Source organism: Chryseobacterium sp. PET-29 (assembly GCF_025736815.1).
GTDB lineage: Bacteria > Bacteroidota > Bacteroidia > Flavobacteriales > Weeksellaceae > Chryseobacterium > Chryseobacterium nepalense.
This window is the reverse complement of the sequence record NZ_CP107053.1, coordinates 3,973,626-3,990,357: the sequence shown is the minus strand read 5'-3', so window position 1 is coordinate 3,990,357 and position 16,732 is coordinate 3,973,626. Positions and strand designations below refer to the sequence as shown.

Below are 16,732 nucleotides of genomic sequence, written 5' to 3'. Positions count from 1 at the left end.
TAATTTGTATAGATCAATCTCTGTTTTTTACCATCACCCAACCTGAATATTTGATTAATGTATTCTTTTTATCATTTTCATTCCAGGTTACGGAATACCAATAAGTGCCGGTGGGGACTTTTTTACCGCCCGTAGTTCCGTTCCACCGGTAACCGTTCATTTTATCTGCCTGGAAGATTTTATTTCCGTACCGGTCGAAAATATTAAATACAAGATTCTGTTTATTTCCCAGTGCAGAATAATCAATCATATCATTAATGCCGTCTCCATTTGGAGTAATGACATTCACTAAATTCGGTACAACAATCGTAATATCAATAGGATCACAATCATAGGCATCTTTAACAAAAATATGATGATCCCCTCTTGGAATATTTGTTAAAACATTAGAATCCTGCCAGTTGATGCCATCTGTGGAATAGCTGTACGGACCTGTTCCTCCTGTAACATTTACCGTCACTGTTGTATTCGAAATATCCACAGAAGAGATTACCGGCTGTTCTGAAGCATAGATTTTTACAGTCTGCAATGTTGTACAATCTCCCGTTTTCAGTTTTACCCAATATGTTCCTACTCCCACATTGGATATTGTCTGCGTTGTCGCTCCTGTACTCCATTCATATGCTGTAAAGCCGGATCCTGCATCAAGCGTTGTTTTATCTTCCATACAAATGATTTTATCCTGAAGGACAGTAGAATATACAGGTGGAAGAACTACCAGATTAACTTTTGCAATTGCATAACAGCCGTTTCCGTTGGTTACCCTGATAAAGACAACTCCGTTTGATGCAATATAATTGGCAGGATTTGCGATGGCATTGGTATTATTTTGCGCATCTCCAAGCGAAGGAAAATAAGTTTTGGTTCCCGTCTGAGTGGTTACCGGAGCCGTTGTTAAATTAAATGAAGCCGTAGAGGGATTTGATTCTATAAAACATGACCTCAGTGTTGCTTCTGTTACGATTACGACAGGGTAAAATTTCAAAGTAATCTCTGCTACAGCCACACAACCGTACTGAGAAGTAATTTTTACATAGACCACCCCTTCAGCGGAAACAAACGCGGCAGGGTTTGCAATTTCATTAATTCCCGCATTAAGATCATTGAGGGTATTGTAATATTTTTTTGTAGCGGTAGGATCTCCGAAAACCGCTGCAGAAGTCAGGTTAAAAGTAGCAGTCCCCGCATTATTGTTATTACAGCTGTAAAGAGTAACATTATTTCCGGTAATATTTCCCTGTTTAAATTTAAACGCTCCGGTCTGTCTGCAGGAATTGATCGGATTATTGGGATCTGCCGGATCCTGATAATGAATACTGTAATAATATGTTAACGCCATGTTCACTGTTTGTGGCGTAAGAATAGGATTTGCTCCCGAAAGTGCATTATTTTGGGAAGTATGATACGTGATCTGAAAATTTGAATTTCCGTTCAGGATACCTGCCGTTAATGTACTGAAATCAAAAACAGCCGGATTTTGGCAGATGATAATCTCCCTCGGATCTGCAGGATTTGCAGCCGGAGTTCCCGGCGGCGTAAAAGGCTGCGTCTGAATATTAGGATTGGTAAATGGTGAAGCAAGAGTTGCCGTTCCACCCCATGTCAGGGAGAAAGGAGCCATGGTAGGATTAAACACATCTACCCAATTGTCAATGTAAAGATAGTAGGTTTGTCCCGGAAGTACATCCAGATATTTGCAGTATGGTGTTAAAGAGCCGCCGGCCGCGGAAGTAATCGTACTTGTCATATTCAATCCGGTAGAGGCTCCTACGCCTATTACGGTTGCTGCGTTACAGCGTATTGGCGCCCCCAGATTTCCGCAATTGACATTCGGGCCGTATACTGCCCAGTCGTAATCGGCATCCGGATCACTCGGCACCAGGTCGAAAGTAAGCGTTCCGCCCGTTGCTATAGTGATTTTGTACCAGATGGAATTATGTTCACCGGTAGTAAGACATCCTCCAAGACTTTCATTGACGGCGCCAATTCCCGACGGAGAGTAGGTAATGTTCGAATTTCCACAGACGGTGAGTGCTGTGGAACAGTCGGCCTGGGAAAAAAGAGTTCGGGATAATAGGAGTAAAAAAAAGAGTAAATATTTCTTCATGCTTTTTCAATTTGGTTATATTTCAGTGATTCTTTGTTTATATCAAATATAAACATTTCATATCGATTACGCTATTTTAATTTAACATAATTCATTATAAATTGAAAAAAAATGTAGAATACTCAATAAATCATTTTATACTCGTAATATTTCCGCAAAGATTTTCGATGTGAAAAATTTTATGAAAAGGACTTTTTACGTGATGCAGATGTTCCTTATCCTGAATAAAAGTATAACGGGAAGCGATAGAATTCATATCCGAAACAATCACGAGCCAGCATTCATCTACGGAAGTATCATAATATGGAAATTTTTCATTCTTTTTTTCAATAAGTTCTACAATTTTTTCAGAGCATAATTCATCAAAGAGATTCATGTTGTATTCATGGGTGATGAAGACATTTCTCCGGTGAAAGGATTTTCTCAGGCTTTTTACGCAACCGTATGCTTTTCCGCGTTTTATGCTTTTGTAGATATTGAGGATAATTTCCTGTTGATTTTCCAGGGTATCAGCCCGGACATCTGAATGGAATTCTAAAAAATAAACACCACGAAATCTCGTAGTGTCTTCCTGTTCCAATAATATTTCTGCCTGACGGAAAATTTTGTTTAAGCTGCTTTCAATCTTCTTCATTTCAAGATGATTGATCACCTCGGTGAGTTCTATCCCAATCTTCTTATTGTCGAATTTCGCGATAAAATCAGGGCTTTCGCAGGTTAAATCTTCGAATTTTATTTCAGGGAAATGATGCATAAAAGAATTAAGCAGTAAGATCTCTGTTTTTTTCTTATACTTTTCCCGGTCATGTAAAGGAGACTGATCTATGGTACGGTGATATTTTTCGATCGGCTTTTTTTTCAAATGCCGGTTCAGATAATAAAGGCTTAGATTTTTAATTAAATCTTCATCAGAAAAAGTCTTTTTCATGTGCTTATGTTTATTGTTATGGAACACATAAAACTTTCGGTTTCATGTCATGAAGTTTTGATTATCAAAAATTTACAATTTAAAGATAAGTAAAAATTCAATGCTATATTTTCTTTTAAAATAATTTATTCGATATTTAACATTTAGTTTACTTTCATAATTAATACCTTTGGCTTTCAAATATAAAACTGTGATGGATTTTAGAAACTTTAAAATGCCTTTTGGCACCAATCCCAAATACTCTAAAAAGGTAGCTTATTTTTCAATGGAATTTGCCATAGAGCAGGTTCTTAAAATATATTCCGGAGGTCTCGGATTTTTAGCAGGGTCTCATATGAGAAGTGCTTATAACCTGAAACAGGATCTTATTGGAATCGGAATTTTGTGGAAATTCGGATATTATGACCAGGCGAGAAATCATGATCAGACTTTACAACCGGTCTGGACAAAAAAAATGTACAGTTTTCTTGAAGATACAGGCTTAAAATTCCAGATTGAAATCCACAGCGCACCGGTTTGGGTAAAGGTATGGTATCTTGATCCGGATATTTTCCAGACGGCACCGATGTTTTTTCTTTCTACCGATGTTCCGGAAAATGATCATATTTCAAAAACCATTTGCCATAAGCTTTATGATGCGAACGAGTCTACCAAACTGGCCCAATATATTCTTCTAGGGAAAGGTGGTGCGAAACTGCTTGACGAGATGAATCTTGAAAGAGATATTTATCACCTGAATGAAGCGCACGGACTTCCTGCTGCATTTCACTTGCTAAAAAAATATAATGGAGACCTGAACAGGGTAAAAGAAAAGCTGGTGTTTACAACCCACACTCCTGAAGAAGCCGGTAATGAAAAACATAGTCTGAGACTTTGTTATGAAATGTCTTATTTTTCCGGGTTCAGCATGGACGATGTGAAGAGAATAGAAGGTTCAGGCGACGACCGGTTCAACCATTCTTTGTGTGCCCTGAAAATGGCACATATTGCCAATGGCGTGTCTCAGCTGCATGGTGTTGTTTCAAGAGCCATGTGGAGCAAATATGAAGGGATCTGTGAAATTAAGTCTATAACCAATGCACAGGAATTCAAGTACTGGTCAGACAAACCTTTATATAATGCTAAGGATGAAAATGATGAAACAGTTTTTGACTACCGTAAAAAACATCTTAAAAAGAGACTTTTTAAAGTTGTTGCAGACCAGACAGGCGATCTTTTTAACCCGAATATCTTCACCATTGTATGGGCAAGAAGATTTGCCGGCTACAAAAGAGCTGATCTTCTTTTGCAGGATAAAGAAAGATTTTATAAACTTCTGAATAATCCGAAACATCCGGTACAGATCATTTTTGCAGGAAAACCTTATCCTATGGATTATTCTGCAATTTCTATTTTCAATTTACTGGTAGAAGAGAGCAAAAACAATAAAAATATGGCCGTTCTTACGGGATATGAACTTGCATTAAGCAAATTGCTGAAACAGGGTTCCGATCTTTGGCTAAACAACCCGAGAGTTCCGAGAGAAGCTTCAGGAACATCAGGAATGACTGCTGCCATGAACGGTTCCGTAAATCTTTCTACCGACGACGGCTGGATTCCCGAATTTGCTAAGCATGGAGAAAATTCTTTCGTTGTACCAAAAGGAGATTATGAGAATATGAGCATTTATGAACAGGATAATTATGATATGAACAAGCTGTATGAACTTCTGGAAAACGAAATTCTTCCTGCATATTATGACAATCCGAATCAATGGAGAAAGATACAGTACAATTCGATGAACGATGTTAAAGACCAGTTTAACAGCGACCGAATGGCGGATGAGTACTACCAGATTCTTTATAATTATAAAGGATAGTTTCAACTGTCAGGCTGCTTTCATTGTACTCAGTTTCCGATACATTTTTCTTTATTTTATTACGAAAAACACTCGAACTGACTAACGATTATACATCTTACAAAATAAACCCGGATTGAAAATTTCAACCCGGGTTTATTTTGTAATTAATTTTTTTTCTTTTTTTCTTTAGGCACTTTTAAACCTTCTTCTCTTGCTTCAGAAATTCCTATGGCAACCGCCTGCTTTCTGCTTTTCACTTTATCTCCGGAAGAAGACTTCAGTTTTCCTTCCTTGAATTCGTGCATTACTTTCTCTACTTTGTCCTGAGCTTTTTCTGAATATTTGTTCTTGCTCATAATATGATGATTTTTAATATTTTGGTACAGAAACACCTATTTCATATACTTTAGCATGTTTCAGATATTTTGAACGCTCTCGTGAAGTCACCGATTCAAAATGATCATTTTTGAGCACAACGATCGGGTCTTCTGTGTTTTCAATCTCGAAATTGGCCAGATATCTTTCATCAGGGGGAGACTGCAGGAGTTTTGCTTTTATTTTCTGCAGTTCGTCGGCATATTTTTTAAATCCCGGATCTGATGAGTGAATGAATTTATATTCGTCGCCGGCATCTACGAAATAATGCAGTTTTTTATCCAGCAGGTTGGCCTCATTGCCTATTTCAGGGTTGTCGTTACCGTCTTTAAAACCTACTTCCACCAGTTCACCATTTTTTTTCTGGGCGCACTCTTCGGCGTCTTTATAGCTTGAAAATCCTGTATATACAATAGTGTCTCCTAATTCGTACCGGTTTAGTTTCTGGTCAAAAGCATTCGTTTCCATAATTATTATATGATATTGATTATACTTTAACTATTCAATTTTTTTGCCAAAGGCCTATTTTCAAATGCTTTTTCTGACATTCATAAAATTGTTATATTTGAAAGCTTTAAAATAAAAAATGAAAAGATTCATATTAACACTTACCATCGCTGCTGCATTTCAAAGCGTAACCGCACAGGAAATCACTTTAGATAAGATATATTCTGGATATTACCGTGGAAAAGGCATTGCCGGAATCACATCCATGAAAAATGGTGAAAACTACTTAGTTATCGAACAGGGAGGAATAGCAAAATATTCTTATAAAACTTCTCAGAAGGAAGGAAATATTGTTGACGGCCAGTTTGAAAGCTATGAATTTTCTGAAGATGAATCTAAAATTCTTTTGCTGAAAGAAAGCGAGCCCATTTACAGACACTCTTTCCTCGGGAAATTTGAGGTTAAAGATTTAAAATCAGGAAAAACGGTTGCTTTATATGATGGAAAATTTGTTCAGGAGCCCAGATTTTCACCGGACGCTACCAAAGTTGCATTTATCGCTGATAACAATTTATTCTATCAGGATTTAAATTCGGGAAAAATCACACAGATTACAACAGACGGTAAGAAAAATTCAATCATCAACGGACTTGCAGACTGGGTGTATGAAGAGGAATTCGGACATGCCAGACAATATGAATGGACGAAAAATTCAGATGCTATCGTTTTTGTAAAATCAGATGAAAGTGAAATTCCTGAAATTTATATTCCGATTTACGGTAAAACGCTTTATCCATCTGAAATGCGTTATAAATATCCTAAAGCCGGAGAAAACAATTCTAAAGTTTCAGCGCAGCTGTATCGTCTGGACAATGGAAAAACAAGTCATTTAAATTTAAGTTCATTTAAAAATTATTATATTCCAAATGTTATTCAGACCGCAAAACCGGATGAAATTGTTTTGATTACTTCTGAAAGAATTCAAAATGCATCTGATGTTCTGAAAGTAAATACCAAAACCGGAACTGTACAGAAATTATTCACTGAAACAGATGAAAAATGGATTGACACCGACAGTCCGACATTGGAATTTTTAGAGGATGATTCTTTCCTTTGGGGCTCCGAAAGAGATGGCAACCGCCATCTGTACTGGTATGACAAAGACGGAAAGCTCAAAAAACAGGTGACCAAAGGAAACTGGGAAGTAACGGATTATTATGGCTATAATCCTAAATCAAAAGAAATTTACGTTCAGACTACAGAAAAGGGAAGCATTAATAAAGTGGTTTCCAAAGTAAATATCGAAAACGGGAAATCACAGCTCATCTCCAATGCGGAAGGTAATAATTCTACAAGCTTCAGTAAAAACTACAATTATTTTATTGAAACATCTTCTACGGCTTCAAGACCTTACACTTTTGTCTTAAAGGACGGAAACGGGAAAGTAGTAAAAGAGCTTCAGAATAATGATGCCCAGCTTCAGAAGCTTAAAGCAGATAACTTTGTTGAAAAAGAATTCATGACGATTCCCAACGAAGCCGGAGATCAGATGAATGCCTGGATTATTAAGCCTAAAAATTTTGATAAAAATAAAAAATATCCGTTGTTTATGTTCCAGTATTCCGGTCCGGGATCTCAGCAGGTTGCCAATTCCTGGGATAATGGAAATGCTTTGTGGTTTGAAATGCTGGCGCAAAAAGGTTATGTTGTAGCTTGTGTAGACGGCCGTGGTACAGGTTATAAAGGAGCGAAATTCAAAAAAGTAACTTACATGAATTTGGGCAAATATGAAATTGAAGATCAGATTGCGGCGGCAAAATGGTTCGGTAATCAGTCGTATATCGACAAATCAAGAATCGGAATGTTCGGATGGAGCTTTGGAGGTTATATGACCAGCTTGGCCATGACCAAAGGTGCAGATGTTTTCAAAATGGGAATTGCCGTAGCACCGGTTACCAACTGGAGATTCTATGATTCTGTTTACACGGAAAGGTTCCTGAGAACACCGCAGGAAAATCCTGACGGTTATGATAAAAACTCGCCTACCGAATACGCGAATTTACTGAAAGGAAAATTCTTATTAATTCACGGAACGGCTGACGATAACGTACATTTCCAAAACTCTATGCAATTCTCAGAAGCTCTGATTCAGAATAAAAAACAATTCGATTTTATGGCTTATCCTGACAAAAACCACGGAATTTATGGCGGGCAGACAAGACCTCAGCTTTACCAGAAAATGACTGATTTTATTTTGGAGAATTTGTAAAAATTTATCTGAAATTTAATGATAAAAAAACTCCGAATCTTTAATGTAAGATTCGGAGTTTTTTTTCAATAAGAATGAAAGCTTCTGTTATCAATAATAGTCACAAGAAAAATTATATTATTGATTTCCTGATAAATTAATGAATTGTTTTCATCAATAACACATTTTCTTAAGTTCAGAATTTTAGATTTGGACAAATCCCAACATGGTCTTTCAAATTAGCAATTAACCTGTTAAAATTTATATTCAAATCTTTCAATCTCTTTAATTGTCCAGTTTTCAAACAAATAATCAATTACCTTTAAATAATTCTTTAAAGCTTCATCAGACCAAATAATTTCCATTATCATTTCTTTGAATTAATATAATCTTTTATATTCTTTTGGGCAGATTCTTGGCCTATCGTTCTTCCACTTTGTATATCGTCCAATCCTTTATTTATAGAATCTCTATGGATTTCTGATAAATTTTCTGCCCAATCCTGAGAATTAGTTTTGTTGTATTTTGTTTTTAAAAAATCAATAAAATCATTTACTCCCTCGTAAAAATTTTCAGGGAGTGTTCTGATATTATTTTCTAAATCTTTCAATGTAATTTCCATTTTCCATCTTATTTTATCCAAAATTAATAAAATCTCATTATTATTTTTAAAATTCTATATTTGTGAAACTTGAAATTTATCAACTATGAAGACTAAACATCCTAAGGGATTGCCTTTCCTCTTCTTTACGGAAATGTGGGAGCGTTTCGGGTATTATCTTATCCTCGGAATTTTTGTATTGTATGTGATTGAACCAACCGGCGCAAAAGGCGGCCTCGGACTTCCCGACAAAACCGCAGACGATATTTTCGGGACTTATATTGCCCTTACCTATTTAACGCCTTTCATCGGCGGATTTCTTGCAGACCGGGTATTAGGATATATCAAATCGATTTATCTCGGAGGAATTTTAATGGCAGCCGGATACATTGGGATGGGTGTTTTTAAAGATCTTACTCTTTTTTATTCTTCATTAGCGTTAATCATCATCGGAAATGGTTTCTTTAAGCCAACAATTTCAACATTGCTTGGAAATTTATATTCTGAAGAACCTTACAAAGCCAACAAGGATTCCGGTTACAATATTTTTTACATGGGAATCAACATCGGAGCGTTTATCTGTAATATCATTGCAGCATTTATGCGGAATAAATTCGGTTGGGGTGAAGCGTTTATCACAGCCGGAGTCGGAATGTTGATTGGTATGGTAATTTTTACCATTGGCAGGAAACATTATATTCATGCAGCCCAGATGAAACCTGTTCAGGAAGGTGACACCAAACTTTCTGAAATTTTGGTTAAAGTGTTCTTACCTGCAATTGTTGCCGGAGTAATCGGTTGGATCATTCCCGGAAATATTTTCGGAAGTGACAGTACAGACGCCTTTATCTTTGTATGTGTTCCGGTTATTTATTTTTATGCTTCGCTCTATTTTAAAGCTAAACCAGAAGAAAAATCTTCGATTGGAGCCTTACTGTCAGTTTTCTTAATCAGTATGTTTTTCTGGGCAGTTTTCAAGCAAAACGGAACAGCTCTAACAAGATGGGCCAATTATTACACCGACCGAAGTGTTCCAGCCGCTATGGAAAAGCCATTAGAAGAAATTTATATGGTTGAGGGAAAAAGCTATGAAGACAAGGAAGTTCCTGTTTATGATGATCAGTTCCAGTCACAGAAAGATAAAGACGGAAAAGCTATTAAAGTACAGGGAAAAGATGTGTATTTTAAAAATATTTCCCCTGAACAGCGTGCACAATTAGAAAAAAATCCTGAAACAAAAACTTATTTATACAATACGGAATTATTTCAATCCATCAACCCATTTTGGGTAATTGCCTTAACACCGGTTATTGTTGCCTTTTGGGCTTTTTTAAGAAGACGGGGGAAAGAACCTCTAACTCCAACCAAAATTGTTTTGGGATTATTTATTTCAGCATTATCATGCCTTGTAATGGTTGTGGCAGTCTGGGCGGGCGATAACGGTGCCGTGAAAGTTTCTCCATGGTGGCTCGTAGCAGGATATGGTGTCATCACTATTGGTGAGCTCTGCCTTTCGCCAATGGGATTGTCTTTCGTTTCCAAATTATCTCCTGCAAGGATTACGGCTTTAATGATGGGTGGGTTTTTCCTGGCAAACTCTGTAGGAAACAAGCTTTCCGGGATTTTAGCAAGTACCTGGTACAGCTATGATAATAAAATGAATTATTTCCTGGTCAATTTCGCTTTATTAATATTTGCCACGCTTTTAGGACTATCCATGTTAAAAAGATTAAACAAAATCATGAAGGAAAAAGGACATTAATTGCATTCAACAATAATGAAAACAAAGCTGTGGAGTTCCTCTGCAGCTTTTTTATTTAAATATAAAATTAAAACCTTGCTGAAAACACAAAAAAAACTATATTTGTCAGTCTTAACAAAAATTAACAATAAAAAATGGATAATACTGAAGCATTAAGTCCGAAACAGGATGAATTTGTAGAGAATAAAGGATCCAGGCATCCGAAGGGATTGTGGGTTTTATTCGGAACAGAAATGTGGGAGCGTTTCAACTTTTATGGAATGAGAGCACTTTTGACGCTCTTCATGGTAAATTCCTTATTAATAAAAGAAGCTGATGCAGCAATCATCTATGGTGGATTTTTAGCTTTATGTTACCTTACTCCTCTTTTGGGTGGTTTCATTGCAGATAAATATATCGGTAACAGAAATGCCATCTTAATCGGTGGATCATTAATGGCCATCGGGCAGTTTTTACTGTTCATCAGTGCGTCTACTTTCTCAGGAAATGTTGACAGCGCAAAAATGTTTATGTGGCTTGCCCTTTTCATTATCATTTTCGGAAACGGATTCTTTAAGCCGAACATTTCCTCCATGGTGGGAAGCCTTTACCCGAAACAGGAAAAATCAAAACTAGACTCTGCTTTCACGATTTTCTATATGGGAATCAATATCGGGGCATTTTTGGGTCAGTTCATCTGTCCTTATTTAGGGGATGTAAAAGATGCTACTACAGGAGTAAGAGATATTTTTGCATTCAAATGGGGTTTCCTGGCCGCTTCCATCGCGATGGTAATTGGTACGGTAACCTTCTTTATTCTTAAAAACAAATATGTGGTAACACCGGAAGGAAGACCAATCGGAGGATTACCAAAACATAATACCAGTGCAGATTTTGAAGAAGGCGAAACGCAGACTGCAAAATTCTCGGGTGCAGCTTTAGGAATTACAGGAGCATTATTTATTGTTTTATTCTTTGTTTTCCGATATCTTCTTGTCGGCGAATTCGGCTTTAAAGCAGTTGAAATGGGACAATTAATCAAAGGAATTATTTATCCTTTCATTTATGCAGCGGGGATTTCTTTGGCATTTTTAATTATGAGTTCTGCAGAAAACAAAGTGGAAAGACAGAGAATATGGGTTATCTATATTGTATCCTTCTTTATTATCTTCTTCTGGGCAGCTTTTGAGCAGGCAGGTTCTTCATTAACATTTATTGCAGATAACCAGACGGACAGAAATATCTTCGGATGGAATATGCCGCCTTCAATGGTACAGATTTTCAACGGGATTTTCGTGGTATTGCTTGCAGTTCCTTTCAGTTTATGCTGGGATAAATTAAGAGCAAGAGGTAAAGAGCCGGTTTCTCCAATGAAGCAGGCCATGGGTCTTGCATTAATTGCTTTAAGTTATTTCATCATTGCCCATAACGTAAAAGATCTTGGAAATTCAGGATTGTTAGCGATAAAATGGCTGATGCTTTTATATTTCATCCAGACTTGTGGTGAGCTTTGTCTTTCTCCAATCGGGTTATCTTTGGTAGGTAAACTGGCCCCAAAAAGATTTGCTTCGTTGCTATACGGTGTTTTCTTTATTTCCAATGCTGCGGGGTATGCTTTGGCGGGTTCGTTAGGAGCACTAATTCCTGCTACAGGAGACAAATTCACTAAAGCTCAGGAAATTGGAGTAAATCTTCAGGATGTTTTGGATAAAAAAGTAACCTTAACAGCTGAGCAGGCTGCAGCGTTTGAAAAAGCTCAGTTGCCTTTACAGAATCCTACTTTTGCAGGATTTGAAATTCACAATTTATTCGAATTCTTTATGGTATTCGTGGTATTGTGTGGTATTGCAGCAGTAATCTTAGCTTTAATTTCACCAATCTTAAAGAAAATGATGCATGGTGTAAACTAATCTGCATCAAATAAAATAAATGAAACCTCTGCTAAGTCGGAGGTTTTTTTTATTTTCGTGTGTTCTTGCAATTGTTGACGCAATGCATCAACAATTAAGTTGAAACAAAATCCTTATTTAAAACTTAATCATATCATTATGAGTTTAACTTTAGACGAAATACAAAATTTCAAAGGAAAATATCCCAGACAAATCTGGAGCCTCTTCTTCTCCGAAATGTGGGAACGATTCTGCTTCTACGGAATGCGCGGAATGCTTGTTTTCTTTATGATTTCCCAACTTAATCTCCATGAAAAAGAAGCCAATCTTCAATATGCTGCAACGCAGGCATTTGTGTACGCTTTTACCTTTATCGGAGGATTATTTGCAGATAAAATTTTAGGCTTCCGAAAATCACTCTTCTGGGGCGGAATTTTAATGATCATAGGAAGTATCATCCTGGCAACGGATCCCCATAAATTTTTCTTTTTAGGTATTGCCTTTACCGTTGTAGGAACAGGTTTTTTCAAACCGAATATCTCATCAATGGTCGGGCAGCTTTACAAACCGAATGATTCAAGAGCCGATGCCGGATTTTCACTTTTTTATGCAGGAATTAATCTCGGAGCTTTGCTGGGAGGTTATTTTTGTATTACTATCGGAAAAGGGGAAATTCTGGCGAAAGTAATTCCGGAAGAAATGAGATGGAATGTTGCATTCGGGTTGGCGGCCATCGTAATGGTCGTCAGTTTAATTAATTTTGTTTTTACACAAAGAAGCTTAGGAACAATAGGCCTTCAGCCGGGACATCCGTTGAATGAAGTAAAATCCGCACCCATCCCGAAATGGCAGGAATATGGTGTCTATGTTTTATCACTGATTTTTGTTCCGATTATCATGATCATGGTCGCTAAAACCGAGTATACGGATTATTTCATGTGGACTGTCGGACCGCTGACTTTGATCTACCTGTTTTACGAAATGACCAAAGTAACACCTGCTGAGCGAAATAAACTCTTAGCTGCCCTAGTCTTTATTTTATTTTCCATTTTATTCTGGGGAATTTATGAGCAAAGCGGAGGTTCTCTAAGTATTTTTGCCGCTAAAAATTTGAATAACGACTTATTGGGACTTGATCCAAATGGCGTCAATAATTCCGGAGGCGCCTTTTTCATCATTTTCCTTGCCCCACTAATCGGACTGCTTTGGATCTGGATGAGCAAAAGAAAAATTGAGCCGAACACCATTATTAAGTTCGGGTTAGGCTTTATTTTCTTAGGCTTAGGTTATTACGTTTTATTTGCAACACGGTTTTTCGCCAACCTTCAGGGAATCACTTCACTGAATTTCTTTACCATAGCATTACTGGTTATTACTTTGGGTGAATTATGCCTCTCTCCTATCGGATTATCGATTATGACGAAACTTTCAACTAAAAATCTTCAGGGAATGATGATGGGAATGTGGTTTCTGGCTTCAGCATACGGACAATATGTCGCAGGAATTATTGGTGCCGGACTGGCAACGGCAAAAGAAGGTTCTACCAATTATGATGCTTTGATCACTTACACCGATGGATATAAACAATTGGGATTATATGCTGTAATTGCCGGAGTTATATTAATTTTGATTTCACCTTTCGTTAAGAAATTAATGCAGGAGGTACGATAAGGCATAATATTATGCTTATTTTTACATAAATATCAAATCATGAAGAGAATAATAAGCATCATTTGTTTTTTCGTTATTACTTTAAATTTCGCTCAGGTAAAATGGATGACCATTGAGGAAGCACTGAAAGCGCAAAAAGAAAATCCGAAAAAAATCCTGATTGACTTTTATGCAGACTGGTGCGGCCCCTGTAAAATCATGGATAAAAAAACGTATGGAAATCCCATTATTGCTGACATTATAAATGAAAACTATTACGCCGTAAAATTTAATGCCGAGGAAAAAAGCACGATCCAGATTTTCGGAAGAAAGTTTTCAAACCCAAATACGGAACATAAAAAAGGAAAAAACTCCCTCCACGAATTCACCCAGTACATGAACGTAGGAGCTGTTCCCAGTACAGTATTCCTGGATGAGAAAGGAGGTCCTATTACCATTCTTCAGGGAGAATTATCTGCAAAGGAACTGGAACCTTATCTGGAATTTATTTCCAAGGATTTATTTAAAAAAATACGTTCCAGGCAACAGTGGGAAGATTATCAGACAAAATTTAAATCCAAAATAAAAGAATAATAAAAAGGACTTTCAGATTTGAAAGTCTTTTTTAATTTCTAATTTTTCCCGAAATTCGTGCATTCTTAATGACATTAGAAACTTCTATAGAATACATAAAAGGCGTCGGTCCGGAAAAAGCCAAGCTCATCAGGAATGTGCTGGGAATTTCCATCGTGGAAGATTTCCTGAACTTTTTTCCGCTGCGTTATCTGGATAAAAGCAAAATCCATAAAATTGCACAGCTTCATGAGGTATCAACAGATGTTCAGCTGAAAGGAAAAATTACAAGTGTTCAGGAAATACAAACCGGAAAAACCAAAAGGCTTTCCGCAAAATTCAATGATGATACGGGGACAATGGATCTGGTGTGGTTCCAGTACTCCAAGTGGATGAAGGAACAGCTTCCCATTAATAAGGAAATCTATATTTTCGGGAAAATCAATGTATTCAACAACCAGTTTTCAATGCCACATCCGGAAATAGAGCCTGATGAAAAAAAAGAAGGCGACAATCGCCTGAAGCCTATTTATCCAAGCTCTGAAAAATTAACCAAAAGAGGACTGAATCAAAAATTTTTTCAAAATGTATTAAGGAATATCTGTATGGAAATTCCGAATCTTATCCAGGAAAATTTCCCGGATTACCTGATGAAAGCTTTCAAATTCATGTCCAGACAGCATACGTACCTCAACATCCATTTCCCTAAAGATGCTGAACATTTTAAGAAGGCAGATTACCGCCTGAGATTTGAAGAATCTTTCTTTTTTCAGCTGGGTTACGGCTTAAAAAAAATTCATCATAAAAGTCATACTGCAGGAAATCCTTTCCCGATCGTAGGTGATTATTTTAATAATTTTTACCAGCATCATCTTCCGTTTGATTTAACAGGTGCTCAAAAAAGAGTATTAAAAGAAATCCGGCAGGATATGAAACGTCCGATCCAGATGAACAGACTCCTTCAGGGTGATGTAGGCTCAGGAAAAACAATGGTTGCTTTGTTAACGATGTTGATTGCGAAAGATAATGGTTTCCAAAGCTGTATGATGGCTCCTACCGAGATTCTTGCCCAGCAGCATTATAACGGTATTAAAGAACTTCTTGAAAACACGGAAGTGAATGTTAAACTTTTAACGGGATCTACAAAAAAATCTGACCGTAAAATTATCCATGAAGAACTTGAAAACGGTGAACTTTCCATTCTTGTAGGAACGCACGCTGTACTGGAAGATAAAGTAAAGTTTAAAAATCTTGGACTAGCTATTATTGATGAACAGCATAGATTCGGGGTTGCTCAGAGAGCAAAATTATGGGCAAAAAATAAAATTCCGCCTCATATTCTTGTAATGACCGCTACTCCCATCCCGAGAACACTGGCCATGAGTTTTTATTCTGATCTGGATGTTTCTGTAATTGATGAAATGCCTGTAGGAAGAAAACCAATCATAACCGCTCACAGACGTGAAAAAGACCGGGCATATGTCTACAATTTCTGCCGCGAAGAAATTCAGAAAGGACGACAGGTATATTTTGTATATCCTCTGATTGAAGAATCGGAGACACTGGATTACAAAAACCTGATGACCGGACTGAAAAATGTAATGGATAATTTCCCGAAATATAACGTAACCATGCTTCACGGACAGATGCGACCAGAAGAAAAAGATGCTGCAATGAGCTATTTTGCTTCCGGAAAAGCTGAAATTATGGTGGCAACAACGGTTATTGAAGTAGGCGTAAATGTTCCCAATGCCTCGGTAATGGTTATTGAAAGCGCTGAGCGATTCGGCCTTTCGCAGCTCCATCAGCTTCGTGGACGCGTAGGACGCGGTGCTGAGCAAAGCTATTGTATCCTGATGACCTCAGACAAATTATCCAGTGACAGCAGAACACGTATTAAAACCATGGTAGAAACAAATGACGGATTTAAGATTTCCGAAGTGGATATGCAACTTCGGGGTCCGGGTGATATTCTTGGTACACAACAAAGCGGCGTGGTAGATTTTAAAAGACTTGACCTGATTAATGATTCGGCCATCATTAAAGTTACTAAAAATACGGTTGAAAAAATCCTGAAAACAGATCCTTTATTAACCAATCCTGATAATCAGATCCTGAAAAACTATTATCTAAGGCAGTATAAAGGTAAAAACAAATGGAGTAAAATATCATAAAAAAACCGCGAAAAGAAATAAATCCTTACGCGGCTCCCCTTATAAAACTGTTATTTGAAGAAATTACTTTATCATCATAATATTTTGTGATGTGGTGTGATATATGTGGTGTGATGTGATGTTCTATTGATAATAAAGTAAAAACAAAATGAATTATCT

Annotated in this window: 12 protein-coding genes; 7 read left to right on the top strand and 5 right to left on the bottom strand. The window is 37.1% G+C overall.

What is annotated here, in order from left to right; genetic code table 11:
• Positions 1-13: 13 nt before the first annotated feature.
• A complete protein-coding gene (locus tag ODE14_RS18055) occupies positions 14-2,107 on the bottom strand; it encodes a T9SS type B sorting domain-containing protein (protein ID WP_263602402.1) in 2,094 nt (697 codons plus the stop codon).
• 130 nt (positions 2,108-2,237) lie between these two features.
• Positions 2,238-3,035 carry a hypothetical protein gene (locus tag ODE14_RS18050; RefSeq protein WP_263602401.1) on the bottom strand — a complete coding sequence of 266 codons (798 nt, stop codon included), beginning with the start codon at positions 3,033-3,035 and terminating at the stop codon, positions 2,238-2,240.
• Positions 3,036-3,228: 193 nt separating this feature from the next.
• On the opposite strand from ODE14_RS18050, the gene glgP reads away from it, so the two are divergent.
• The gene (glgP, locus tag ODE14_RS18045) at positions 3,229-4,893 is read left to right on the top strand and encodes an alpha-glucan family phosphorylase (RefSeq protein ID WP_248394661.1); all 1,665 of its coding nucleotides are present in this window, start codon (positions 3,229-3,231) and stop codon (positions 4,891-4,893) included.
• A gap of 146 nt (positions 4,894-5,039) precedes the next feature.
• Here the strand turns inward: glgP and ODE14_RS18040 are convergent, their stop codons facing one another.
• Both ODE14_RS18040 and ODE14_RS18035 read right to left on the bottom strand, forming a co-directional pair.
• The gene (locus ODE14_RS18040) at positions 5,040-5,231 is read right to left on the bottom strand and encodes a DUF6496 domain-containing protein (protein ID WP_248394663.1); all 192 of its coding nucleotides are present in this window, start codon (positions 5,229-5,231) and stop codon (positions 5,040-5,042) included.
• 13 nt (positions 5,232-5,244) lie between these two features.
• Positions 5,245-5,718 (bottom strand): hypothetical protein, encoded by a 474-nt coding sequence (locus ODE14_RS18035; protein WP_263602400.1) that lies wholly within the window; start codon positions 5,716-5,718, stop codon positions 5,245-5,247.
• Between the two features lie 118 nt (positions 5,719-5,836).
• Between ODE14_RS18035 and ODE14_RS18030 the strand changes: the two genes are divergently transcribed.
• Positions 5,837-7,966 (top strand): S9 family peptidase, encoded by a 2,130-nt coding sequence (locus ODE14_RS18030; RefSeq protein ID WP_263602399.1) that lies wholly within the window; start codon positions 5,837-5,839, stop codon positions 7,964-7,966.
• Positions 7,967-8,312: 346 nt separating this feature from the next.
• Here the strand turns inward: ODE14_RS18030 and ODE14_RS18025 are convergent, their stop codons facing one another.
• On the bottom strand, positions 8,313-8,567 hold the full coding sequence (locus ODE14_RS18025) for a DUF2281 domain-containing protein (protein ID WP_263602398.1): 255 nt from the start codon (positions 8,565-8,567) through the stop codon (positions 8,313-8,315).
• Positions 8,568-8,652: 85 nt separating this feature from the next.
• Between ODE14_RS18025 and ODE14_RS18020 the strand changes: the two genes are divergently transcribed.
• From ODE14_RS18020 to recG, 5 genes are all read left to right on the top strand, one after another.
• Positions 8,653-10,308 carry a peptide MFS transporter gene (locus tag ODE14_RS18020; RefSeq protein WP_263602397.1) on the top strand — a complete coding sequence of 552 codons (1,656 nt, stop codon included), beginning with the start codon at positions 8,653-8,655 and terminating at the stop codon, positions 10,306-10,308.
• A gap of 134 nt (positions 10,309-10,442) precedes the next feature.
• On the top strand, positions 10,443-12,197 hold the full coding sequence (locus ODE14_RS18015; RefSeq protein ID WP_248394672.1) for a peptide MFS transporter: 1,755 nt from the start codon (positions 10,443-10,445) through the stop codon (positions 12,195-12,197).
• 138 nt (positions 12,198-12,335) lie between these two features.
• Positions 12,336-13,847, top strand: a complete 1,512-nt coding sequence (locus tag ODE14_RS18010; protein ID WP_263602396.1) for a peptide MFS transporter — start codon at positions 12,336-12,338, stop codon at positions 13,845-13,847.
• A gap of 39 nt (positions 13,848-13,886) precedes the next feature.
• Complete coding sequence (locus ODE14_RS18005; RefSeq protein WP_248394676.1) at positions 13,887-14,420, top strand: thioredoxin family protein; 534 nt, start codon at positions 13,887-13,889, stop codon at positions 14,418-14,420.
• Between the two features lie 68 nt (positions 14,421-14,488).
• Entirely contained in the window at positions 14,489-16,573 is a 2,085-nt protein-coding gene (recG, locus tag ODE14_RS18000; RefSeq protein ID WP_263602395.1) for an ATP-dependent DNA helicase RecG, read from the top strand.
• The last annotated feature ends 159 nt before the right edge of the window (positions 16,574-16,732 follow it).